This is a genomic window from Cupriavidus sp. HE11 (assembly GCF_056097175.1).
The window spans coordinates 597,190-618,286 of record NZ_CP184465.1 but is presented as its reverse complement, the minus strand read 5'-3'; the positions used below and the strand labels follow the sequence as shown (position 1 = coordinate 618,286).

The 21,097-nt window shown below is 66.0% G+C and carries 19 protein-coding genes; 8 read left to right on the top strand and 11 right to left on the bottom strand.

Going from position 1 to position 21,097, the window contains the following annotated elements; all coding sequences use genetic code 11:
* Positions 1-5: 5 nt before the first annotated feature.
* The 3 genes from ACOABP_RS20245 to ACOABP_RS20235 are packed head-to-tail and all read right to left on the bottom strand — an operon-like array spanning position 6 to position 3,357.
* Positions 6-1,634, bottom strand: coding sequence for a DHA2 family efflux MFS transporter permease subunit (locus ACOABP_RS20245; protein ID WP_474229812.1), 1,629 nt, complete (start codon positions 1,632-1,634; stop codon positions 6-8).
* Positions 1,631-2,785 (bottom strand): HlyD family secretion protein, encoded by a 1,155-nt coding sequence (locus ACOABP_RS20240; RefSeq protein WP_474229810.1) that lies wholly within the window; start codon positions 2,783-2,785, stop codon positions 1,631-1,633. Before ACOABP_RS20240 ends, ACOABP_RS20245 begins: the two co-directional genes overlap by 4 nt.
* On the bottom strand, positions 2,782-3,357 hold the full coding sequence (locus ACOABP_RS20235; RefSeq protein ID WP_474229808.1) for a winged helix-turn-helix transcriptional regulator: 576 nt from the start codon (positions 3,355-3,357) through the stop codon (positions 2,782-2,784). Before ACOABP_RS20235 ends, ACOABP_RS20240 begins: the two co-directional genes overlap by 4 nt.
* A 111-nt stretch (positions 3,358-3,468) precedes the next feature.
* Here ACOABP_RS20235 and ACOABP_RS20230 point away from each other — a divergent pair, with 111 nt between their 5' ends.
* The 3 genes from ACOABP_RS20230 to ACOABP_RS20220 all read left to right on the top strand — a co-directional run bounded on the left by ACOABP_RS20230 (position 3,469) and on the right by ACOABP_RS20220 (position 6,210).
* The gene (locus ACOABP_RS20230; protein ID WP_474229806.1) at positions 3,469-4,932 is read left to right on the top strand and encodes an efflux transporter outer membrane subunit; all 1,464 of its coding nucleotides are present in this window, start codon (positions 3,469-3,471) and stop codon (positions 4,930-4,932) included.
* Positions 4,933-5,109: 177 nt separating this feature from the next.
* Positions 5,110-5,589: a VOC family protein gene (locus tag ACOABP_RS20225; protein ID WP_474229804.1), complete on the top strand. Its 480-nt coding sequence runs from the start codon at positions 5,110-5,112 to the stop codon at positions 5,587-5,589.
* A gap of 51 nt (positions 5,590-5,640) precedes the next feature.
* Positions 5,641-6,210 (top strand): cysteine hydrolase family protein, encoded by a 570-nt coding sequence (locus tag ACOABP_RS20220; RefSeq protein WP_474229803.1) that lies wholly within the window; start codon positions 5,641-5,643, stop codon positions 6,208-6,210.
* Positions 6,211-6,231: 21 nt separating this feature from the next.
* On the opposite strand, the gene ACOABP_RS20215 is transcribed toward ACOABP_RS20220, so the two are convergent.
* From ACOABP_RS20215 to gcvA, 3 genes are all read right to left on the bottom strand, one after another.
* Entirely contained in the window at positions 6,232-6,972 is a 741-nt protein-coding gene (locus ACOABP_RS20215; protein ID WP_474229801.1) for a hypothetical protein, read from the bottom strand.
* 2 nt (positions 6,973-6,974) lie between these two features.
* Complete coding sequence (locus ACOABP_RS20210) at positions 6,975-9,431, bottom strand: TonB-dependent siderophore receptor (RefSeq protein ID WP_474229799.1); 2,457 nt, start codon at positions 9,429-9,431, stop codon at positions 6,975-6,977.
* Between the two features lie 131 nt (positions 9,432-9,562).
* Positions 9,563-10,468 carry a transcriptional regulator GcvA gene (gene gcvA, locus ACOABP_RS20205; protein ID WP_474229798.1) on the bottom strand — a complete coding sequence of 302 codons (906 nt, stop codon included), beginning with the start codon at positions 10,466-10,468 and terminating at the stop codon, positions 9,563-9,565.
* A gap of 123 nt (positions 10,469-10,591) precedes the next feature.
* Here gcvA and ACOABP_RS20200 point away from each other — a divergent pair, with 123 nt between their 5' ends.
* Positions 10,592-11,434, top strand: coding sequence for an EamA family transporter (locus ACOABP_RS20200; RefSeq protein WP_474229796.1), 843 nt, complete (start codon positions 10,592-10,594; stop codon positions 11,432-11,434).
* 20 nt (positions 11,435-11,454) lie between these two features.
* Positions 11,455-11,880, top strand: coding sequence for a GFA family protein (locus tag ACOABP_RS20195; RefSeq protein WP_474229794.1), 426 nt, complete (start codon positions 11,455-11,457; stop codon positions 11,878-11,880).
* A 15-nt stretch (positions 11,881-11,895) separates the two neighbouring features.
* Here the strand turns inward: ACOABP_RS20195 and ACOABP_RS20190 are convergent, their stop codons facing one another.
* On the bottom strand, positions 11,896-12,216 hold the full coding sequence (locus tag ACOABP_RS20190) for a high-potential iron-sulfur protein (RefSeq protein ID WP_474229793.1): 321 nt from the start codon (positions 12,214-12,216) through the stop codon (positions 11,896-11,898).
* Positions 12,217-12,314: 98 nt separating this feature from the next.
* Positions 12,315-13,253, bottom strand: coding sequence for a LysR substrate-binding domain-containing protein (locus ACOABP_RS20185; protein ID WP_066736182.1), 939 nt, complete (start codon positions 13,251-13,253; stop codon positions 12,315-12,317).
* 120 nt (positions 13,254-13,373) lie between these two features.
* Here ACOABP_RS20185 and ACOABP_RS20180 point away from each other — a divergent pair, with 120 nt between their 5' ends.
* From ACOABP_RS20180 to ACOABP_RS20170, 3 genes are all read left to right on the top strand, one after another.
* On the top strand, positions 13,374-14,165 hold the full coding sequence (locus ACOABP_RS20180; protein ID WP_474229791.1) for an HpcH/HpaI aldolase family protein: 792 nt from the start codon (positions 13,374-13,376) through the stop codon (positions 14,163-14,165).
* A 144-nt stretch (positions 14,166-14,309) separates the two neighbouring features.
* A complete protein-coding gene (locus tag ACOABP_RS20175) occupies positions 14,310-15,299 on the top strand; it encodes a Bug family tripartite tricarboxylate transporter substrate binding protein (RefSeq protein WP_474229789.1) in 990 nt (329 codons plus the stop codon).
* 150 nt (positions 15,300-15,449) lie between these two features.
* On the top strand, positions 15,450-16,424 hold the full coding sequence (locus tag ACOABP_RS20170) for a Dyp-type peroxidase (protein ID WP_474229787.1): 975 nt from the start codon (positions 15,450-15,452) through the stop codon (positions 16,422-16,424).
* 169 nt (positions 16,425-16,593) lie between these two features.
* Here the strand turns inward: ACOABP_RS20170 and ACOABP_RS20165 are convergent, their stop codons facing one another.
* The 3 genes from ACOABP_RS20165 to ACOABP_RS20155 form a co-directional block, all read right to left on the bottom strand.
* Complete coding sequence (locus tag ACOABP_RS20165) at positions 16,594-17,682, bottom strand: helix-turn-helix transcriptional regulator (protein ID WP_474229785.1); 1,089 nt, start codon at positions 17,680-17,682, stop codon at positions 16,594-16,596.
* Positions 17,683-18,058: 376 nt separating this feature from the next.
* Positions 18,059-19,702: a hypothetical protein gene (locus tag ACOABP_RS20160; protein ID WP_474229783.1), complete on the bottom strand. Its 1,644-nt coding sequence runs from the start codon at positions 19,700-19,702 to the stop codon at positions 18,059-18,061.
* Between the two features lie 190 nt (positions 19,703-19,892).
* The gene (locus ACOABP_RS20155; protein ID WP_474229782.1) at positions 19,893-20,807 is read right to left on the bottom strand and encodes an MBL fold metallo-hydrolase; all 915 of its coding nucleotides are present in this window, start codon (positions 20,805-20,807) and stop codon (positions 19,893-19,895) included.
* Positions 20,808-21,097 lie beyond the last annotated feature (290 nt).

The window sequence follows — 21,097 nt, the reverse complement described above, 5'->3', positions numbered from 1 at the left end:
TCACCTTAGTGGGCATCGGCCGACGGTGCCTTGGGCGGCATCACCTTGCGCATCAGCGGCACCAGGGGGATTGCCACTACAAAGCACGCCAGGATCACCATGAAGGCATCGGCATAGGTCAGCGTATGGGCTTCGCGCATGGTCAGCGCCCACAGCTGCCGAATGGCGGCTGCGTTGCCGTCGTTGACCTCGTTGCTCAGCGTGGCCAGGCGCGCGGTCGACTGGCTCAGGAACTCGGTCATCGCATCGTTGCGGATATTGAGATGCTCGGCCAGCCGCAGGAAGTGCAGGTTGGTGCGGTCGTTCAGGATCGTCGCGCAGGCGGCGATGCCGATGGCGCCGCCCAGGTTGCGCATCAGGTTGAACAGGCCCGATGCCAGCCTGAGCCGTGCGGGCGGCAGGGCGCCCAGCGTCAGCGTTACCGTGGGTGCCACGGCGAACTGCTGCCCCATGCCGCGCATGGCCTGCGGCAGCATCAATTCGGCACTGCCCCAGTCATGCGTGATCGGCGCGAAGCTCCACATCGACAGCGCGAACAGCGCCAGGCCGAACATCAGCAGCCAGCGCAGGTCCACGCGGTTTGCCAGGAACGCGTAGAGCGGGATGGACATCACCTGGAACAGGCCCGTCGAGAAGATCGCCAGCCCGGTCTGCAATGCGCTGTAGCCGCGCACCTGACCCAGGAACAGCGGTGTCAGGTAGATCGTGGCAAAGATGCCGATACCCGTGACGAACGAGAAAAAGCAGCCCAGCGCGAAGTTGGGGTCCTTCAGCGCGCGCAGATCGACCACGGGATTGGCGAACGTCAGGGACCGCCACAGGAAGCCGATGCCGGCGATGCCCGATATCCACGCCGTGGTCAGGATGGTCTGGTCGCCAAACCAGTCCCAGCGCGGCCCTTCCTCCAGCGTGTATTCCAGGCAGCCCAGGAACAGCGCCAGCATCACGATGCCGGGGTAGTCCGCACCCTTGAGCAGCGACCAGTCGGGGTGATCGATCCTGACCAGCATCGGCACCACCACCGTGACAAAGATGCCCGGTACCAGGTTGATGAAGAACAGCCAGTGCCACGAGTAGTTGTCGGTAATCCAGCCGCCTACCGTGGGCCCCAGCGTGGGCGCCAGCGACGCCAGGCCGCCGATGATTGCGGCGGCCGCCACGCGCTGGCGTCCCGCGAAGAACGCAAACGCGGTGGTGAAGACCATCGGGATCATCGACCCGCCCAGGAAACCCTGGGCCGCGCGGAAGGCGATCATGCTCTGGATGTTCCAGGCGATGCCGCACAGCAGGCTGGTCACCGTAAAGCCGGCGGCCGACGCGGCAAACAGCCAGCGCGTGGACATCACGCGGGACAGCCATCCGGACAGCGGAATGACGATGATCTCGGCGATCAGGTAGGCGGTCTGTACCCAGACCGTTTCGTCGGTGCCGGCCGACAGGCCGCCGCCGATATCGCGCAGCGATGCCGAGACGATCTGGATGTCGAGCAATGCGATGAACATGCCCACGCACATCGTGCCGAAGGCCAGCACGCGGGTGGCCATCGGCAGGTCGGCCGGCGACGGCAATGCGAGAGGCGCGACGGGTGCGCTGGCGGCTGGCCCCGCCGGGCTTTGGGAGACGGCGGTGTTCATGACTTGCTCGATGCCTGTTCCAGATGCGGTTCGTCGGCCTGCGCACTTGCCTGCGCCGGCCCGGCATGGGTATCGATTTCGGCCACCACGGACAGGCCGGGGCGCAGCAGGCCGAGCCGGGCGTCGGCATCGTCCAGCACGATGCGCACCGGCACGCGCTGAACGATCTTGGTGAAGTTGCCGGTGGCGTTCTCGGGCGGCAGCACGCTGAACTGGGCGCCCGTGGCGGGTGCCAGGCTTTCCAGGCGGCCATGAAACACCTTGCCGGGCATGACGTCGGCCACGATGGTGGCGCGCATGCCGGGCTTCATGTGGGCCAGCTGGCCTTCCTTGAAATTGGCGTCGACCCACAGGCCACGCGCGGGCACGATCGACAGCAGTTGTCCGCCGCTTGGCGCATAGGCTCCGACGCGCGCACGGCGGTTGCCCACCGTACCGTCCACCGGGGCGCGCAGTTCGGTGTAGCCCAGGTTCAGGCGCGCCAGGTCGCGTTCGGCAATGGCCTGCGCCAGCGCCGCCTCGGCCTGCTGCCGCTGTGTGGCGATGACGTCGAGCTGCCGCCGGGCGGCCTCCGCGCTGGCCTTGGCCTTCTGGCCGTTGGCAACCGACTGCTTGAAATCGGCATCGGCCTTCTGCGAACTCTGGATCGACACGGCTGACTTGGCGACCAGGCTTGCGTAGCGCGCCTGGTCGTCGCGGGCACGCACGGTTTCTGCGTCGGTGGCCGCCACATTGGCGCGGGCTTCGGCGATTACGGCTTCCTGCAGCTTCGCGCGGGCATCGAGATTGGCGATCAGTGCCTGTTCGGACGCCACGGCGCCTTCGGCCTTGGCCACGGCGGCCTGGTAGTCGCGGTTGTCGATGCGCGCCAGCAGGTCGCCGGCATGCACGGCCTGGTTGTCGGTCACCAGCACCTCGGTCAGGTAGCCGGGCACCTTGGCAGCGATCAGCGTGACGTCGCCGCCCACGTAGGCGTCGTCGGTTTCCTGTACGAAGCGGGCGTCGGTCCACCAGTGATAGCCGTAGCCGGCGGCGACCAGCGCAATCAGCGCGCCTCCGGTGCGGATCAGCAGGGCTTTCCTGCCGGGCCTGGCCTTGGTGGGGGTGGCATCGGCAGGCGCGCGATCGGCGGTTGTGGTGCTGCTGGTCATGAAAGGCTCCGTACTTGGATAACGCCTGCGGCAGGCGCGAGAGGGGTGGTTTCGATGGGTTCGGCGTCGCCTTGCGCGCTGGCCTGTGCCGTGGCCGAGCGTTCGAGGCGCGCCCGCAGTGCCGGGCTGGCAGCGGGGCCGGGGGCGATGTAGTGATCGGTTTCGGTGATGCGCTGGCCCGTGTCGGCATCGACCAGCGCGATGCGCACGGCGCGGCCGGTCTGGCGCTCCACCAGTTGCACGGTGTCGGCCTGGTCCGCGAAGTGGCGTGTGCCCCATTCCATCAGCATCAGCAGCACCGGCCGGAAATCGCGGCCGCGGGCGGTGAGCACATAGTCGTCGCGCGGCGGGTGGGTGCTGTAGGGCCGGCGGGCCAGCAGCCCTTCATCCACGAGCTTCGTCAGCCGCCGCGTCAGCATGTTGGGCGCGATGCCCAGGCGTTTCTGGAAATCGTCGAAACGGGTGGCGCCGTAGAACGCCTCGCGCAGGATCAGTACCGACCATGTGTCGCCAACCCGCTCTACCGCGCGTGCCGTGGGGCAGGCCGATTCCTTGTGTGACTTTCGCTGCATCCTTGTCACCTCTCGAAAAAACATGTTGCTATCAAGATGAAAGTTAGTCTAGTCTAGTAACTATCATCGTGCAAGTTAGATTTGCATGAGCGTCCAGGAAAGGAATTCGAGATGACGAAACAGGCACAAGGCGGGCGGGTTCAGCGGACGGCTACGCTGGCGGCATCGGTGGCGGTGATGTTCGGGCTGGTGGCCTGCGCGGCAGTCGGGCCCGACTATCACGCACCGGCGGTCAATGCCCCGCAGGCGTATCGGCATGCGGCGGAAGTGGCGCCGGTCAACGACGTGCGCCAGCCGGTATCGCTGGATACCTGGTGGAACGGCTTCAACGATCCGGTACTGACCACGATCGTCCAGCGCGTACTGGACCAGAACCTGAACATGGCGGCGTCCGTGGCGCGCGTGGAGCAGGCTCGTGCCGCCGCCAGCTTTGCCGGTGCAGAACTGCTGCCGCAGGGCAGTGCCTACGGCGATGTCAGCAAGCAGCGGCAGTCACTGGAAAGCCCGCTGGGCAAGATCGGCAGCAAGTTCCCGGGCTACACGCGCGGACAGACGCTGTATTCGGTGGGCGCGGCCGCTACCTGGGAAATCGACCTCGCCGGCGGGTTGCGGCGCGGTGCCGAGGCGGCCAACGCCGAACTGCAGGCGGCCGAAGCCAATCACCTGGGGGTGCGCATCCTGGTGGCGGCCGAGGCGGCCGATGCCTATTTCCGCGTGCGGGCCGCGCAAAGCCGCATCGCCATTGCCGAGCAGCAGGTCACCACGAACCAGCGCCTGCTTGACCTGGTGCGGCTGCGCCTGGCCGATGGCATTGGCGCGGAGCGCGAGCAGGCCCAGGCCGAGGCGCAACTGGCCCAGACACGCGTCACGATTCCGCCGCTGCGCATCGAACTGGAAACGCAGCTGAATCGGCTCGATGTCCTGATGGGCGCGCAACCGGGTACTTATGCCGCCGAACTGCGCGATTCGCAGGGCGCGCTGACCGTGCCCCAGGTGGCGCTGGCACAGGGGCCAGCCAACCTGCTGCAGCGCCGTCCCGATGTCATCGCGGCCGAGCGCCGGCTGGCCGCGTCGAATGCGCGTATCGGCGTGGCCACGGCCGAGTACTACCCGAAGGTGTCGCTGTCGGCGCTGCTCGGGTTCGAAAGCCTGTCGGCCAGCAAGCTGTTCACGGCGCAGGCGTTCCAGCCGGCGGCCACGGCGGGGCTGCGCTGGCGCCTGTTCGATTTCGGGCGCGTCGATGCCGAGGTGGCTGGCGCAAAAGGCGCCTACGCCGAGGCGCTGGCGAACTATCGCCAGGCGATGTTGCAGGCCACGGCGGATGTCGAGAATGCGCTGGTATCGCTGACCCAGCTCGACGCCCAGCGCCTGGAACTGGACAAGGAGGTGGGGGCGCATGAACGCGCCCGCAATGCGTCCGAGGATGCCTACAAGGGCGGCGCAGTCAGTCTGTTCGAGGTGCTGGACGAGGATCGCCAGCTGCTGGCCGCCCGCGACCAGCAGGCCATGGTGCGCGCCGATAACGCCCGTGCCGCCGTGTCGGCGTTCCGGGCGCTGGGCGGCGGGTGGTCCTGATACGCCGGCCCGCCGCACGGTAGCCGGCGTGCGTCAGCGATCCAGCGCTTGCGCCAGTACCTGGGCGACCGTACGCATCTACGAATCCTCGCAGGATTGGCGTGCCGGCTTTCGGCGCGGCTTTTCGGATGGCGGGAGTAAGATACCTGTCGCCGGACACCTATCAGGAGACACAGCATGAGCAGCAAGAACACGATCTGTTTGTGGTTCGAGCGGGACGCGCTGGATGCGGCCACCTTCTACGCCGGGCATATTCCCGACAGCAAGGTCGGCGCGGTGATGCGGGCGCCCGGTGACTATCCCGACGGCAAGCTTGGGGATGTGCTGACCGTGGAGTTCACGGTGGCCGGCATTCCGTGCGTGGGGCTCAATGGCGGCCCGCACTTCAAGCACAGCGAGGCGTTCTCGTTCCAGATTGCCACCGACGACCAGGCCGAAACCGACCGCCTGTGGAACGCAATCGTCGACAACGGCGGGAAGGAAAGCGATTGCGGCTGGTGCAAGGACCGCTGGGGGATTTCGTGGCAAATCACGCCGCGCGTGCTGCTGGCAGGCATTACCGACCCTGATCGCGTGGCGGCCAAGCGTGTCTTCGACGCCATGATGACGATGCGCAAGATCGACATCGCCACCATCGAGGCCGCACGCCGCGGCTGATCTTGCGGGTGCCGCATAGGCTGCAAACTGTTTGAAGAACGCGGAGCGAGCATGCCGATGCCGACATGTGTGCCAGCGCAGACGGCGCTGGTGGTCATGCACTATCAGACCGACATCCTGAACCTGTTTCCGGAGGTCGCGCCCACCTTGCTTGCCAACACGCGCAGGCTTTGTGACGCGGCGCGCGCACGGGGCGTCAGCGTCTACTTCGCGAAGATCCACTTCGCGCCGGGTTATCCGGAGATCAGTCCGCTGAACCGGAACGGGCAGGGCATCCGGCAACTCGGGCTGTTCGTCGAAGACCGGATATCGCCCGAGCTTGGCCGCCAGCCCGATGAGCCCGTGATCCTCGCGCATAGGGCCAGCGTGTTCTTCGGCACCGACCTGCAGGTGCGGCTGTCGGCTCAGGGCATCGACACGCTGGTCATGGTGGGCATCGCCTCGACCGGCGTGATGCTGTCGTCGGTTGCATATGCCAGCGATGCGGACTTCCGGCTGGTGACGGTCAAGGATTGCTGCTACGACCCCGACCAGGTCGTCCACGATCATCTGTTTGCCACGGCGTTTGCGTCGCGCACCGAGGTGCTGTCGCTCGCCGAGGCCCTGGCGTGGCTGGCCTGATGTCGGGGGTGGCAGACGCCTTTACTTCTGCCCGGGCTGCGCGGCCCAGTCGAGCACGGCGTCGAACAGGCGTAGTCCTTCGGCCGACAGGTTGGGGAACGTCTCGTTGTCCAGGAAGAACATGACGCGTCGCGCTGGCGCGATGGACTCGTAGTCCATCGTTGCGCCCTTCTCGTAGGTGAAGACGGCGGCCTTGTCGGGCTGGCCGTAGAGCGTGGCGATGGTGCTCGCGCCCAGTCCCGGCTTGCCCCAGCTCATGGCCGCCTGTTTCCGGTACACGTTGACCGCGCCCGCCGGCAGCCCCCCGGCGGCCGGATGCGGCGCGTTGACCAGCCAGACGTAGCGTTCGCGTGGGGCCTCGCCAAAGTCGGCATCATGCCGCTTGCCGGTCATGGCCAGATCGTCGAGGTAGTCGTTCTCCCAGGTCATCAGCGGCACGCGCAGTTGCCGCCAGCCGGCCTGCATCGATTTGGCGGAGACGGTCGACGACAGGATCACGCAATCGGCGTTGGACACGGTTTCGGGCGCCACGTCCTGGTTATGGATGGTGACGCGATAGCCGCGCGACTCCAGATGGGCCTTCACCATCTGGTCTGCCGCAGCGCTGGGGCTCGATACCTGCGTCACGAGCGCGATGCTGCGGTCGGCGGCCGAAACGGGTGCGGCGGCGGTTGCGGCCCAGATGGCGCTGGCGGTCCACAGGCCCGCCAGCCTTGCAAGCCTCCTGATTGCCGATTGGCCGGTTGTTGACGATTCGCTCATGGTCAGAACTCGAAGGTGGTAATCAGCGAAACCTGCCGGGCGTCGCCCACGGCGACAAAGTACCGGTTGGCGCTGGACGGGTAGTACACGCGGTTGAACAGGTTCTTCGCGTTCAGCTGGAAACGCACCTTCTGGCCGCTGATGCGCGTCTCGTAGGTGGCGAACGCGTCGAACAGCGTGTAAGCGGGCAGCGAGAAACTGTTGGCCGAATCGCCAGGGCGGTTGCCCACGTAGTGAACCATGCCGCCAAGCCGCAGGCGGTCGCCGCCGAAGATCTGCCCGAAGTCATAGACGGCCGACAGCGACGCCGTGTGCTGCGCCACGTTCCAGAGCCGGTTGCCCGCGTACAGCGGATCTTCGGTGGTCTTGGCGTCGATATAGGCATAGCTGGCGATCACGTTCCAGCGGTTGCCGATCTGCCCGGTAATGTCCAGTTCTGCGCCGCGCGAGCGTGCCTTGCCCGATGTCCGCCAGTCCGTCAGCTTGGTGACGTCGTTGTATTGGGACACCAGCACGTTCTTCTTGTCGATGTTGAACAGCGCGAAGGTGCCGGTCAGGCCGCCAACGAAGTCCACCTTCGTGCCCAGTTCCCACGATCTGGCCTCTTCCGGCGCCACCGAGGAATCGATGACCACGCCGGAACTCAGCGGCGCGATGGTCGATGTCGGCTTGAGCGATTCCGTGTAGCTGGCATAAACCGATACCGCTGGCGTGGCCTTGTACACGATGCCGGCGCGCGGCAGCCACTTGTTGTCCGAGATATCGGTGTTGGTCGTGAACGGCCGGCCGCGCCCGGCCATCTGGCTCCAGGTCATGTAGCGAAGGCCGCCCACCAGAATCCATTTGTCGGTCAGGTACAGGCTGTCCTGCAGGAAGACCGACGTGTTATGCAGCGAGTCGGTCTGGTCGCTGTCGCTGGCCGATACCGTGGTGGACGGGCTTTCCAGGCCATAGACCGGATTCAGATAGCTGAACGTGTACTTCGTGGCCTGGCGCAGCAGGTCCCTGCGATAGATCAGCCGGTACTCGTGGTCCATCCCGATCTGCAGGTTGTTGCGCATCCCGGCAACCTTGAAATTGCCGTCGACATAGGCAATGCCGTAGCTGTCCGTGCTCAACGCGCCATGCGTGGCGTCGTTGCTGCGGCTCAGCGTGCCGTTGGTGGTGTTCACGCCGGTCACGCGCAGCTGGCCCGCGTCGTACGTCTCGCGGTTGTAGCTGTAGCCGAAATGGCCCTTCCAGTCGGCATTGAACTGGTGGTCCACCGACAGCTGCGCCAGGTGCGATTCGCCGCCCATCTCGTTGAACGATTCATCAAGCCGTCGGCGGCTCGGAATCGGCAGCGGCTGGTTCGTACGCGGGTCCAGCGCGGTGCCACGATCGAACGGGTACAGGAACTTGCGGTACTCGTACGACAGCACGGCCTGGGTTTCCTTGCCGTACCAGGCCACCGATGGCGCGATCAGTGTTTCCCGGTGAACGCCGAAATTGCGCCAGTACTGCTCGTCGGTGTAGTCCGCGACGAGCCGGTAGGCCAGCGGCGTATCGCCAACCGCGCCGGTGGTGTCGAGCGTGCCGCCGGCGCCGTTCTTGCCGTGCCCGTAGGTAGAGCCGCGCAGCGACAGTTCCGTACGGCGCTTGCGTTCCGGAACCTTGCTGACGATATTGACGACCCCGCCCGGGTCCATGATGCCGTACAGCAGCGATGCCGGTCCCTTCACCACTTCCACGCTTTCCGCCGCCGCGTTGAAGCCGCGCCCTTGTACCAGGGGCATGCCGTTGTGCATGACCGAGCCGTCGCGGTTGCCGCCGAAGCCGCGCTTCATGATGGTGTCCTGCGTGCCCGCCAGCGTGTTGCCCTGGGTGATGCCGCTGACGTTGCCCAATGCATCGTCGAGATTGCGGGGCCGCTGGTCCTGCAGCACCTGTGCGGGAACGATGTTGACGACCTGGGGCGTGTCCTGGAGCGGCAAATCCGACCGCAGCGTGGACGGGCTGGGCTGGGGGCGATAGCTGTCGGCCGGGCCCGTGGCGCTGACGGTCACCTGCGGCAGGGTAGCCCCGCTTGCGGCGTTGTCCTGGGGGGCCCCGGGCACGGTTTCCCGGCGTACAAGAAGATAGCTCCCGTTGTCCCGGGTCACCCCGAGGCCTGTGCCGGCCAGCAGCTGATCCAGCGCCGCCTGCACCGAATACTGGCCGTGCAGGCCGCTGGTGGTCAGGTTTGCCGTCTGCTCCGGCGTGAACGCCAGCAGGATGCCCGCCTCGCGCCCGAAACGGTTCAACGCGGCCTGCAAGTCGCCGGCGGGAATGTCATAGGCGCGGACGGCGGCGGCCTGCGCTGGGGCGCCCTGCGCGAAGGCGGGTACTGCAACGATCAGTCCCGAAGCATGGAGGGCGGCGGCAAGAAGGGTGCGCGGAATCAGTGTCGAAGGACGAAAAGCGTGGCTGTCAGAGGGCATACGTGGATCGGACTGCGAACATCGGCAAGAGGGTCTTACTTGCTATGTCCCGCGAGAATCCAGAACAGACCACCTATTCTCGGAATTCCTGAAAATATTCCGGGCGCCGCCTGTGAACGGCCGGCGGCGGGCTAGCGAACCGCTGCCCGGCACGCCATGCCCTCGTGTTCCAGCCAGGCGCAGAATTGGCCGACCAGTTCATCGCCAGCCTTCTCGTTCGGCACGTACGTGCAATAGCTGCGCGATGGCAGGCGTGGCGCAGCGAACGGCTCGACAAGCCGGCCAGCGGCCAGGTCGTCGGCCACCAGCGCGATTGGCCCCATTGCGATGCCGATGCCGTCGATGGCGGCCTGCAGGGGCAGGTAGAAGTGGTCGAAGGTCAGGGTGGCGGCCGGAATCAGCGCCGGCATCTGTGCGCTGGCGAGCCAGTCGGGCCACAGCCGGGGCAGGCTGGAGGTATGCAGCAACGTGTGCTGGCGCAGGTCGGCCGGCGACCGGAGCGGCACGCGCGCCAACAGTGCCGGACTGCAGACCGGCACCCGTTCCTCGATCAGGAAAGACCGCGTCGCGTAGCCGTAGAACGTGTCCGGGCCGCCCCGGATGATGACGTCATAGCCTTCGCGCAGGCTTTCCAGCGGCGCATTCGACGTCTCGACCCTGACCTCCACATCGGGATGCCCGGCGCGGAAGGCCGCCAGCCGGGGTACCAGCCAGCGCAGGGTGAACGTGGCGGACGCGTTCACGGACAGGGTCCGGGCGACGGCCTCCGGCACGCCGTATTGCGCGGTGGCCTGCGAGAGCTGCTCGAACAAGGGGCCGACTTTGTCCAGATAGGCCCGCGCGGCCGGTGTCAGCGCCACGCGCCGGTTGTGCCGGTCGAACAGCGGCGCGCCCAGCCATTCCTCCAGCAGCCGAATCTGCTGGCTTACCGCGCCGTGCGTCACATGCAACTCTGCGGCGGCGTCCTTGAAGCTGCCGAGCCGGCCGGCGGCCTCGAAGGCCCGCAAGGCGTTCAGCGGAGGCAATACCCGTTTCATTAATAAGAGATTTTCTAACGCGACGGGGCAATTTATCTCGATTGTCGGGCCGTTACAAGATAGATATCCTGCCTGTCAGTCTTGTTGGCGTTGTCTCCCGCTCACTTTCAGCCCTGCATCCCTATGTTCAGTCTTACCGGCGGCGTCGTGCTCCTGGCGGCCTTGCTCCATGCGAGCTGGAACGCGATGCTGCACGGCAATCGCGATCGCTTCCTGTCCATGACGTGGATGAGCATCGCCATTGCGGCGGTTGCCACGCTCATCGTGATGTCCAGCCCGTTGCCGGCCCGCGCCGCATGGCCGTACATCGTCGCGTCGGGGCTTGTGCATATCTTCTACAACATGAGCCTGGTACGGTCCTATCGCCGCAACGACCTGGCGGTGGCCTACCCGGTTGCGCGCGGTTCGTCGCCACTGCTGGTCACGCTAGGCGCGGCGCTGTTCGCACAGGAGGCGATCAGCCCGCTCCATGTGCTTGGTGTCGCGATGATTTCGGGAGGCATCGTTGCCATTGCGCTGCAGGGACGCCATGTGTCACGCGCGGGGGCGTTGTCCGCGCTGGCGACTGGCGCGACGATTGCGCTCTATACCGTGATCGACGGCATTGGCGTAAGGCTGTCCGATGGACAGGCGGTTGCGTACACCGCGTGGATGTTCCTGTTCTACTGGCTGATGCCGGTGCTGTTCGTGGCGATGCGTGGCGCCGGGGCGCTCTGGGCACCGGTTCGCGCCGAGCCGGTGGCCGTTGGCGTGTCGCTGGTGGGTGGCCTGGTGTCGCTGGTCGCATATGGCATCGTGATCTGGGTGCTGCAGTCCGGGGCGATGGGCGCAGTGTCGGCGTTGCGCGAGACCAGCGTGGTGTTCGCGGTGCTGATCGGAAGGGTGTTCCTTGGCGAAACGGTCAGCCGGTCGCGCTGGCTGGCCTGCCTGGTCGTGACGGCCGGCGCGGTTTGCCTGGGACTTTGATACAAGGGGAGACTTGCAACATGACGAGCGAAAAGTACCAGCGGGCCGGTAGTTGCCATTGCGGCGCGGTGCGCTTCGAGGTGACACTCGGCGACGGCTTCAACACGGTGCGCCGCTGCAACTGTTCCTACTGCCGGATGCGCGGCGCCGTCGTGGCCGCGGCGGAAATCGGCGGAATCAGGTTCCTGCAAGGTGAGGCACTACTGAGCAGCTACCGCTTCAACACCGGATCGGCGCAACATTTCTTCTGTTCCCGCTGCGGCATCCATACGCACCTGCAACGGCGATCGAATCCGAACCTGTATGGCGTGAACGTAGCCTGCCTGGATGGGGTCAGCCCGTTCGACTTCGCCGAGGTGCCGGTCATGGATGGCATCAACCACCCGAACGATACCGGCGCCCCGGCGCGGCAGGCCGGCACGCTGCGGTACGTGCCAGCCGACTGACGGATCGACCGGGAATCAGCCCTGCTCCCAAGCGCTGCACCACCCCTTGGCCGCTACCTCCTTGTCGCCGAACAGCACGCATCCGCCCGATGCGCTGCCTTTGTCGCCCTGATAGAGCTGGCAGTTGGCGCAGGTCTGCGATGGCTTGTGGGCCGGGAATTTCTGGGCGTCGACCTTGGCGGTATCGGCCTTGTAGCCCAGCTTCACAGCTGCCGGCTCCTGCTCGCCGAGCATGTTGGCGGCACGGGCCTGGCGGCTGCCGAGGGCTGCGGTGACGACCATGCTGGTGGTCAGGGCAAGCGGAAGATAGCCAAGGAACTGTCGTCTGCGCGGCATGGTGGGGTCCTTTCGTGGTGATGGGCCGGTCTATGGCGGGGTGCGCCGGAGTGCGGACAGCGTACAGGGTTTCCGGGCGCTGCGTGGCCGGATGGCGGCTAGCCGGGGCGGAAGAAGCATTTGTCCGGCACCTTGTAGCCGGCCGCGCTCTCCACGGCCTGCGCCACGAAAGGTAGCGTCATCGGATTGCCGATTTCCTTGTGGAATGCCACCCACAACTCCAGCGCCGGCACATCGCGATCGGACAGCCGGCGGTAGACCACACCGTTGATCGGTTGCGCGGCCGCCGATGCGGGTACCAGCGACACGGCAATGCCGGCCGCCACCATCGACATCATGGCGTGATGGCGCGCCGCGTCGTGCATGCGCGACGGCACCACATTGTGCTCGGCCAGCCAGGTCATCATCAGATCGTGCGCATATTGGCCGAAACGCCGCTCCAGCGTGGCAAGGCTCTGGCCGTCCAGGTCGCGCGCATGGATCTTCGGCCTGGTAGCCAGCGGATGATCCACGGGCACGGCCAGCACATAGGGTTCCGACATCAGGCGCCGTGCCTGCAGGCGTGGGTCGGTGACAGGCGGCCGCAGGATGGCTACGTCCAGCTCGTTGCGCAGCAGCGCCTGGAGCATCGCCTCGGAGCTGATTTCGCGCAGCGAGTAGAGGACGCCGGGCGCGCGCGCGGAAAAGTGCCGCAGGATGTCGGGCACGAGTTCGACGGCGGAGATCGCGGTCAGGCCGATGCCGAGATGGCCGACGTCCTCGCCACGATCGGCCTGCGCCACCATCTGCCGTGCGCGATGCTCGATGTCGAACAGCTTCTCGGCCTCCGCACGCAAGACCTGGCCGGCCGGCGTCAGCCGCACGCTTCGCTTGGTCCGCTCGAACAACTGTGCCCCGATCTGGGCCTCCAGTTGCTTGATCTGCAAGCTGAGTGGCGGCTGCGTCATGTTCAGCCGACGCGCGGCGCGCGTGAAATTCAGTTCGTCGGCCAGTACCAGGAACGAGGTCAGGACACGCAGTTCGAGCGGGTTGTACATATACAGGGTCTGTATAAGTCAGATACACAAGTAATATTGGAAATATAACTCGCGCCCCCGCAGAATGTCTTCACCGCAACCACTCACACGCGTTGCGGCATGAAAACAGAGACGCGAGACATGACCATCCAGCACCCGATCGACGACCGCCTGCCGGCGCTGCTACGCAGCGGCAAGCCCTTGCGCGGCATCTTTACCGCATTGCCCAGCCCGGCCATCGTGGAGATGTGTGCCTATGCGGGTTTCACGTTCGTCATCATCGACAACGAGCATGGCGCCGCCGATTTCGAAACCACCGAGCACATGCTGCGCGCCGCCCGGTCCAGCGGCATCATCCCCGTGGTGCGGTGCTTCCTGGAGGACATCCCCCGGGTGCTGGACATGGGCGCCAGCGCTGTGCAGGTGCCGATGATCGAAACGGTGGAGGATGCCCGCGATCTGGTGCAGCGCGTGCGGTATCCCGCCATTGGCCGGCGCGGCAGTGCCTTCAGCGGCCGTGCGGCCGGCTACGGCGCGTTTCCGGGTGCCGCGCATACGACCCGCAGCAACGAGGGCGTGGCGCTGATCGCCATGATCGAAACGCCCGAGGGTGTCGCCAACGCTGCGGCCATTGCCGCCGTGGACGGCATCGACGCCGTATTCGTCGGCCCCAACGACCTGGCGCACGCGATGGGCCATGGCAACGACTGGAAGGCTCCCGCCGTGGCCGCCGCCATCGAGCAGACGCTGCGTGCGATCCAGGCCCAGGGCAAATGCGCGGGGATCATTGCCCTGAACGCCGACGACGAGCGACGCTATGGCGAATTCGGGGCGCGCTACTTTGCCACGGTGGCGACCAGCGTGATTACGCAGGCGTTCCGTCAGGCGGCGCAGGGCGGGCAAGACGATACGGCGCCGGGATTGCGCTACTAGCTGTCCCGGCCAGCCCGTCCGGTCTTCCGGTTCCGGAAGGTCTGGAAGGCCAATCCCGTCGACGGCGGACGGTCGCTGTACTGAATGCGCTGTATGGAAGGGGCCGCGCTTGCAGCCCCCACGAAAAGAAAATGGAGACAAAGCATGAAATCCGCATACCGCCGCACGTTATGCGCCGCCATGGCGCTTGCCGGGCTGTCGCTGACCATGGCCGCACCCGGGGCAAGGGCCGACGCCTGGCCGACCAAGCCGATCAAGTACGTGGTGCCGTTTTCTCCCGGCGGCGTGTCGGATGCCACCGCCCGCATCGTGGCCGAAGGCCTGTCGCAGCGGCTGGGGCAGCCGGTGGTCATCGACAACAAGCCGGGCGTGTCGGGCATTCTCGGCACACAGTTCGTGGCGCGCGCCGAACCCGATGGCTACACGATCATGGGCGGCACGATCACCACGCACGCGGTCAATCCGTTCTTCTACAAGAAGCTCGGCTATGACCCGGTCAAGGATTTCGTGGCCGTGAACCTGGTGGGCACGGTCAGCAACGTGCTGGTGGTGTCGAATGACAGCCAGTACAAGTCGGTGGACCAGATCGTTGCCGCACTGAAGGCCAAGCCAGGTTCGCTGACGTTTGGCACGGCCGGCCCCGGCAGTTCGCAGCAGCTGTCGGGCCAGCTGTTCCAGAGCATCACCGGCACGAAGTTGCAGCAGATCTCGTACAAGGGCGGCGCGGCGGCGATGACCGACCTGATCGGCGGCCAGATCGACCTGGTATTCGAGACCGTGGCCGCGGCCAAGCCGATGCTCGACGGCAAGCGCGTGCGTGCCATCGGCGTGACATCCACGCATGCGCTGCCGGGCCTGCCCGGCGTGCAGCCGCTGGCCGACCAGGGCCTGAAGGGCTTCGAGATGCAGTCCTGGCAAGGCATCTTCGCGCCGGCAGGCACGCCGAAGCCGATTGTCGACCGCCTTGCGAGCGAGATTGCGGCCGTGGTGGCTACGCCTGCCGTGCAGCAGCGCCTGCGCACGCTTGGTGTGGAGCCGGAAGGCAAGACGTCGGCGGCTTTCACGGCGTTCCAGCGCGCGGAAGTCTCGAAGTGGGGCAAGATCATCCAGGCCGCGGGGGTGGTGCCGGAATGATCGTCGCGGTCGGCGAGCCATCGGGGGTGGCCGCCGGCATGCCGTGACGGCGATGTTGTGCGCTGGACAGGGGCCGCCTATCATCCCGAGGTCGAGGTCCCGTTTCGCCTCAACCACTGGCCTCAACCACCGTCAAGCGACTGGAAGAACATGGATAACACCCCCATTCCGCAGGCTGTATACAGCCCCATCACGCGCAGTGCGATCTTTATCGTCGCCACGCTTTCCGACGGTGACGCGCACGCCGCCACGGTCAGGTCGCTGTGCGGCGACATCGCCGCGCTGGTGCGCTCGGTGGGCAAGCGCGTGCCGGCGGGCAACCTGTCATGCGTCTGCGGCTTTGCATCGGAAGCCTGGGACCGGCTGTTCGGCAGCCCACGCCCTGCATCGCTGCATCCGTTTCGCGAATTCGAGGCCGGCAACCGCCGCGCCATGGCGACACCGGGCGACCTGCTCCTGCATATCCGTGCCGACCAGATGGACCTGTGCTTCGAACTTGCCACGCAACTGATGCGGCGCCTGGGTGGCGCGGTATCGGTGGTCGACGAGGTGCAGGGCTTCCGCTACTTCGACATGCGCAGCATGGTGGGGTTTGTCGATGGCACCGAGAACCCCGAAGGCGACGATAAGGTCCGCTTCACGATCATCGGCGACGAGGACCCGACGTTCGCGGGCGGCAGCTATGTGCTGGTGCAGAAGTACCTGCACAACATGGATGCCTGGAACGATCTGACGGTGGAGGCCCAGGAGCGCATCATCGGCCGGACCAAGCTCGACGATATCGAGCTTGACGACGCGGTCAAGCCCACGTGCTCGCACAGCACGTTGACGACGCTTGAGCAGGATGGTGAGGAGGTCAAGATCCTGCGCGACAACATGCCGTTCGGCCAGCCGGGCAAGGGCGAATTCGGCACGTACTTTATCGGCTACGCCCGCTCGCCGGCCCCGATCGAGCAGATGCTGGAGAACATGATCGTCGGCAAGCCGCCGGGCAACTACGACAGGCTGCTGGATTTCAGCCAGGCGGTGACCGGTGGCCTGTTCTTCGTGCCATCGGCCCCGCTGCTGGAGGCGTTGTCCGAACGCGAGCCGGGCACGGCTCAGGCGGCTGGCACGGCGGGCTGAGATCCGCGGCGCGACGGTCGCGCGGCCGCAGCAAGCATAAACAGTCTGCGCTTCACGATGGCCCCCGGTCGGCTTCCGCGCCAAGGTAGCAATCGCCCGGGCGCGTGTCCATCATCAGAATTGATGAAGCGGTCGCGCGGCGGGCCGAAGCAGGGCACGCCATGCGACGCTAGGTCCTCGCAGCCAGTGCGAGTCGAACCAGGTCGATGGTTCTTGCGCAGTCCATTTTCTGCTTGAGGCTCGCGATCTGGGATCGGACGGTGTTTTCCGACACGCCCCCGGATGCCGCGCACGCCGCCGGCGACTGGCCTGAGGCAAGTCCGGCAAGGATCCGTGCCTCGGCACGGGTAATACCGAACGTCTTGGCAAGTTCCTCGGGCGAAGCGGCTGCCGGGGCGCGCTTGCGCCGCAGACGGATCAGCGCCAGGGGCTCGCCGATGGTCCGCAGGTGCGCGGAGGCCCGGGAAATGTCGAGGGCCATGGCCTGCCCCAGTTCCTGGGTGATCGCCGCCTTCGACTGCCAAGCTGGATCGATGACGCGGGCGATGTGCCGCGCGAGCTGTTCCATGACGCTGCGGTTCGGGTGGAAGAGCTTGCCGGCCTTGACGCAAAGGCCCTGCGCGTTGTCCAGCAACGCGGCCGCCGCGTCCGACAGATGCGAGACGGTGCAACGCGGCGTCACCAGGCAGATGGCCTGGTCGTAGGCGGCGAAAACGTCTTCCAGCATGTCGACACGCATGGCAATGGATCTGCGCCGCTGGATCATTGCGGCCTGAAAGGCGCGGACATAGGTTGCCACCTCGCCTTCGCGCAGACGCATGGCCGCGCCGTCTTCCACCGTTGATCGCTGGAAGCTCAGTGCTGTCAGGCGTTCGTCATTGCGTTCGAGCAGCAAGGCCAGGATCTGGTGCTGGCCATTCGGACGCATGTAGTCGTTGTAGAACGCCGAGCGTTGCAGGGTTGGCCGGGAGATGGCCACATTGCTGTCGATCCAGCTACCGGGTTCGATGGCCGTGGCCGCGTGCGCCAGGACATCGGACTTGTGGAAGTGATCCTGGTACTCGCGCAAGGTGGATTCGGCCAATCCCGCATGGCTGACGTGCAGGTAGTCGCCAGCGCCGGACAGCATGATCAGCGAGCCGGAGTCGGCACCGATCAGGTCTCGGGTGGTTGTGAGGATGTCGGACCACGGCGGGTCCTTCTCTGGCACGCAGGCAAGTGCCTCCATCGCGCGATGGAAATGGATGGATGCTGGCAAAGTCACCTCCCCGTGTGACTGGAACCCCTGTTAATCCTCGTTCTGGCTTGACGAGTGAACAGGCCCGCCGGCTTTATTTCTGGCTCGTCCGGGTTTCGGAAAATGTAGCAGAGGCCGATCGCGGCTTGATGCCGGAAACATCCCCCCGTCGGTAGGGTTTCGGCGCAGCAAGTGGCGTCAGGGGAGCACGGCGGGAGGGAGGCCGGGCAACAGCGGGGGAAAGTGGGGGAAGCGGAGAAAGCGGAGAAAGCGGGGAAAGCGGGGCGAGGCGGGATGGCCCGGAGCAAAAAGCCCCCTCGCAACCGGGATTACGAGAGGGTTGAAGCCCGGCCCGAAACTGAAGATCAGGGAATCGGGGCCGGGACGACAGGTGCCCTTATGGACGATCGATGCTCAGCGAGTAGAAGTTCTGGTTCGGGTTGACGCTGATGACGGCCGACAGGCCGGTGGACCCGCCCACGCGGATGCCGTACGACTCCGAGGCACCGGGGCTTGCCGGACGATAACGCATGCCAACCGTGGGCTTGTCGGCCGTCCACGAATCCTTCCGGCCGTCTTCCATGCGGGTGCGCGTGTACGTTTTGGTCGCGGTATCCACGGTGTCGATGCGGTTCGTGTACGGCGTGAGGGCCGACATGTTTCCAGTGCCGTCAGTGACCGAATCCCAGAACGGGGTCAGGGCGCCCACCGCGGGCAGGGACAACGACACCTGCTGGGTGTAGACCGTGAAGCCACTGCCGCGTGTCGAGAACATGGCCATCTTGCCGTCGGAGCCCATGAACGTAATGAGGAAGCCAGGCCCGTAGGTGTTGCTCTGCGTGGTCGAGATGCCGCCCGTGCCCGCGTTGATGACCGGCAGGTCGGCCTGCGTCCAGATATTGCATTCCATGCCCGAGTAGCAGCGGCTTCCGGCGGTGACCTTGCCCGTGTTGTCGAAGTTCATGTAGACCCGGCTCGGGACCAGCGTCGAACCGCCGCCGGGGGTGGTGCCATACGCCAGGCCCACCCAGTCGCCGGCCTTCTTATCGACCGGAATATCCTGTGCCGGCACGATCACGCGGGGCGTGAAATACGTGCTGCTGCGCTGGTCGCGCACGAGCATGATCCCGGCTTTCCCGACAACCAGGTCGAACGGATGCGCGGTATCCGCGTTCGAATAGCGGCATGCCTCGGAAGCGGGGACGAAGGTATCGACGGCGTTGTCCGATGCATAGGTCAGCTTCATGGTGGCGGCGTCGAACGTTGCCAGTTCGATCACGTTTTCGGCCATATTGACGCTGAAATACTTGCCGCTGCGCAATGAGGGGCAGGTTGCGGCCACGGTCTGCAAAAGGGTTTGTACGGGCCCGGCGGTGCCGCCCGGGTTTGCGGCGACCGCGTCGGACAACTCGGCCAGGCTCGTGCCGGAGGATTTCAGCACCGCGCCCAGCTTGTCCAGCGCCTGGTCCTGGGCGTTGCCCGATGCACTGCCATGGGCGGCCACCAGCGTATCGGTGACCGGATTCATGCCGGTCAGGTCCACGGTGCCGGTCAGCGTCAGGCTCACGGCCGAGACGGCGGTCGAGATGCCGGCGGGCGTCAGCTTCGACTGCGCGGCGGCGTCAAAGGTATTGAAGAAGTCCGCCGTACTGCCACCGGCGATGGCCGCCGTAACGAGCTCGGTCAGTGGCGTGACGTTTGCCACCGCCGCCATCCCGGCGCCAGCTTCCACGATCGAATGCATGGTCGTACCGTCCGGCGTCTGGACCCTCAGCACGCACGGACGTACGGCATTCTCGATATTCAGCTTGTACGTGCCATCGGCCGCCGTCGTGGCCGTACCCGACCCCGATGCGCATTTTGCCGTGACGGTCGCGTTGGCAAGCGCCGCGCCGGTGGCGGCCGTGCCGCTGATGGTGGTCGTGCTGGCCGGCGCAGCACCGGTGCCGCCGGTACTGGCCGAAGTGGAAGACCCGTCTCCACCGCCACAGGCGCTCAGCGCCGCTGCGGCAATCGTTGCCAGGACAAGTTTGGACTTCATCTTTGCAAGCTCCCTATCGTGTCTGGCTGCGACCACTGCAGGCCGCAGCTCTCCTTCCTTTTATGGGTGCCCTGATCGCCGTGAGGGCGACCGAGGCACGCGGAGTATGGGAGCCGCCATTACCGTCCGCATCATCAACTTTGATGACGAACAACAGTGTCGATAGAGGGATTGCCTGGCCGTACGTCCGTCAGTGTCCGCCGAGTTTGCCCGGTTCGGCTTCGTAGTTCACCGTCACCCACTCGAAGCGGTCGCCCTGCCTGCGCAGATGGCCCAGGCCCGGAAATGCGATGTGCGCGGCGGCGACCACGCTGCGGTCGCGGACGACTTCGCCGAAGACGTCCTTGCGTGAGCGGCGGGCGCTGGCGGCATTGCTGTCGTACTTGACCGTGGTGTCGGGTTTCTGAAGTTGCAGTGCCGCGACGTGGACAAGGTCACCCCAGACGATCAGCGTCTGGCCCTGGCTCCTGACGACGTACGACACATGCCCGGGCGTATGGCCGGGTGTCTGCATGGAGACGATGCCGGGCACCAGTTCCTCGTCCCCCTCGAACGGCTCGAAACGGTTGGCGGACTGGTACGGCGCGGCGGCCGCGATGGCGGCATCGAAGAAGGAGCCCAGGAACGGCGGCGCCTTCGCCTTGTTGGCGGCATTCAGCCAATAATCGGCTTCGGCCTTGCTGGCGCGCAGCACCGCGTTCGGGAACAGCATCGTGCCTTTTGCGCTGACGCCGCCGATATGGTCCTTGTGCATGTGGGTCAGCAGGATCTGGTCGACCTGCTCCGGCCGGTAGCCCGCCGCGCGGATGTTGTCGGCTAGATGGCCGCAGCACGCGCCATAGAGGTCGCCGGCGCCGGCGTCGATCAGCACGAGCTTGCTGCCGGTGTTGATCAGGAATGCGTTAATCGAGCCTTGCACCGGCGGCGTCAGGAAGTCACGCGCCAGGTTCGCCTCGATTTCCTTGCGGGGCATGCCTTCGACGACGGCATCGATCGGGAACGCGTGCGTGCCGTCGAGCAACGCCGTCACTTCGAAGTCGCCGACCATGATGCGGTAGTACCCGGGGCCCTGCGTCTGCACCTGTGGCGCCGCCGCGACGGCCATGGAAGGGAGCGTTGCCACCGCGAAGGTAGCGCCGAAGGCCAGAGCGGAAGCAAGCTGGACGAAGGACTTGCGAATCGAGGGCGTTGGTCGGATCGGGATCATCAATGCAAGGGGCAGGGGGCAAGAGACAAGGGAAGAGTGGCCGGCGGCCGGGCCGGAGGCATGGCCGCCATGGTCTCCGATGCTAGAAGGCCGGGCCCTGCGCAACAACTGGCGGCTGGTCGGGCTGCAATCAGACCAAGGTATGGGTCGACGGGTCGACGGACCGGGGTGGGGCAGGAACGAGGCGG

What these genes read in the sequence shown, in the direction of transcription:
- ACOABP_RS20235 (WP_474229808.1), bottom strand. Translation starts at nt 3,357, where the DNA reads ATGCAGCGAAAGTCACACAAGGAATCGGCCTGCCCCACGGCACGCGCG.
- ACOABP_RS20180 (WP_474229791.1), top strand. Translation starts at nt 13,374, where the DNA reads ATGACCATCCAGCACCCGATCGACGACCGCCTGCCGGCGCTGCTACGC.
- ACOABP_RS20160 (WP_474229783.1), bottom strand. Translation starts at nt 19,702, where the DNA reads ATGAAGTCCAAACTTGTCCTGGCAACGATTGCCGCAGCGGCGCTGAGC.
- gcvA (WP_474229798.1), bottom strand. Translation starts at nt 10,468, where the DNA reads ATGAAACGGGTATTGCCTCCGCTGAACGCCTTGCGGGCCTTCGAGGCC.
- ACOABP_RS20240 (WP_474229810.1), bottom strand. Translation starts at nt 2,785, where the DNA reads ATGACCAGCAGCACCACAACCGCCGATCGCGCGCCTGCCGATGCCACC.
- ACOABP_RS20155 (WP_474229782.1), bottom strand. Translation starts at nt 20,807, where the DNA reads ATGGCCGTCGCGGCGGCGCCACAGGTGCAGACGCAGGGCCCCGGGTAC.
- ACOABP_RS20175 (WP_474229789.1), top strand. Translation starts at nt 14,310, where the DNA reads ATGAAATCCGCATACCGCCGCACGTTATGCGCCGCCATGGCGCTTGCC.
- ACOABP_RS20200 (WP_474229796.1), top strand. Translation starts at nt 10,592, where the DNA reads ATGTTCAGTCTTACCGGCGGCGTCGTGCTCCTGGCGGCCTTGCTCCAT.
- ACOABP_RS20190 (WP_474229793.1), bottom strand. Translation starts at nt 12,216, where the DNA reads ATGCCGCGCAGACGACAGTTCCTTGGCTATCTTCCGCTTGCCCTGACC.
- ACOABP_RS20225 (WP_474229804.1), top strand. Translation starts at nt 5,110, where the DNA reads ATGAGCAGCAAGAACACGATCTGTTTGTGGTTCGAGCGGGACGCGCTG.
- ACOABP_RS20215 (WP_474229801.1), bottom strand. Translation starts at nt 6,972, where the DNA reads ATGAGCGAATCGTCAACAACCGGCCAATCGGCAATCAGGAGGCTTGCA.
- ACOABP_RS20210 (WP_474229799.1), bottom strand. Translation starts at nt 9,431, where the DNA reads ATGCCCTCTGACAGCCACGCTTTTCGTCCTTCGACACTGATTCCGCGC.
- ACOABP_RS20195 (WP_474229794.1), top strand. Translation starts at nt 11,455, where the DNA reads ATGACGAGCGAAAAGTACCAGCGGGCCGGTAGTTGCCATTGCGGCGCG.
- ACOABP_RS20185 (WP_066736182.1), bottom strand. Translation starts at nt 13,253, where the DNA reads ATGTACAACCCGCTCGAACTGCGTGTCCTGACCTCGTTCCTGGTACTG.
- ACOABP_RS20170 (WP_474229787.1), top strand. Translation starts at nt 15,450, where the DNA reads ATGGATAACACCCCCATTCCGCAGGCTGTATACAGCCCCATCACGCGC.
- ACOABP_RS20220 (WP_474229803.1), top strand. Translation starts at nt 5,641, where the DNA reads ATGCCGATGCCGACATGTGTGCCAGCGCAGACGGCGCTGGTGGTCATG.
- ACOABP_RS20245 (WP_474229812.1), bottom strand. Translation starts at nt 1,634, where the DNA reads ATGAACACCGCCGTCTCCCAAAGCCCGGCGGGGCCAGCCGCCAGCGCA.
- ACOABP_RS20230 (WP_474229806.1), top strand. Translation starts at nt 3,469, where the DNA reads ATGACGAAACAGGCACAAGGCGGGCGGGTTCAGCGGACGGCTACGCTG.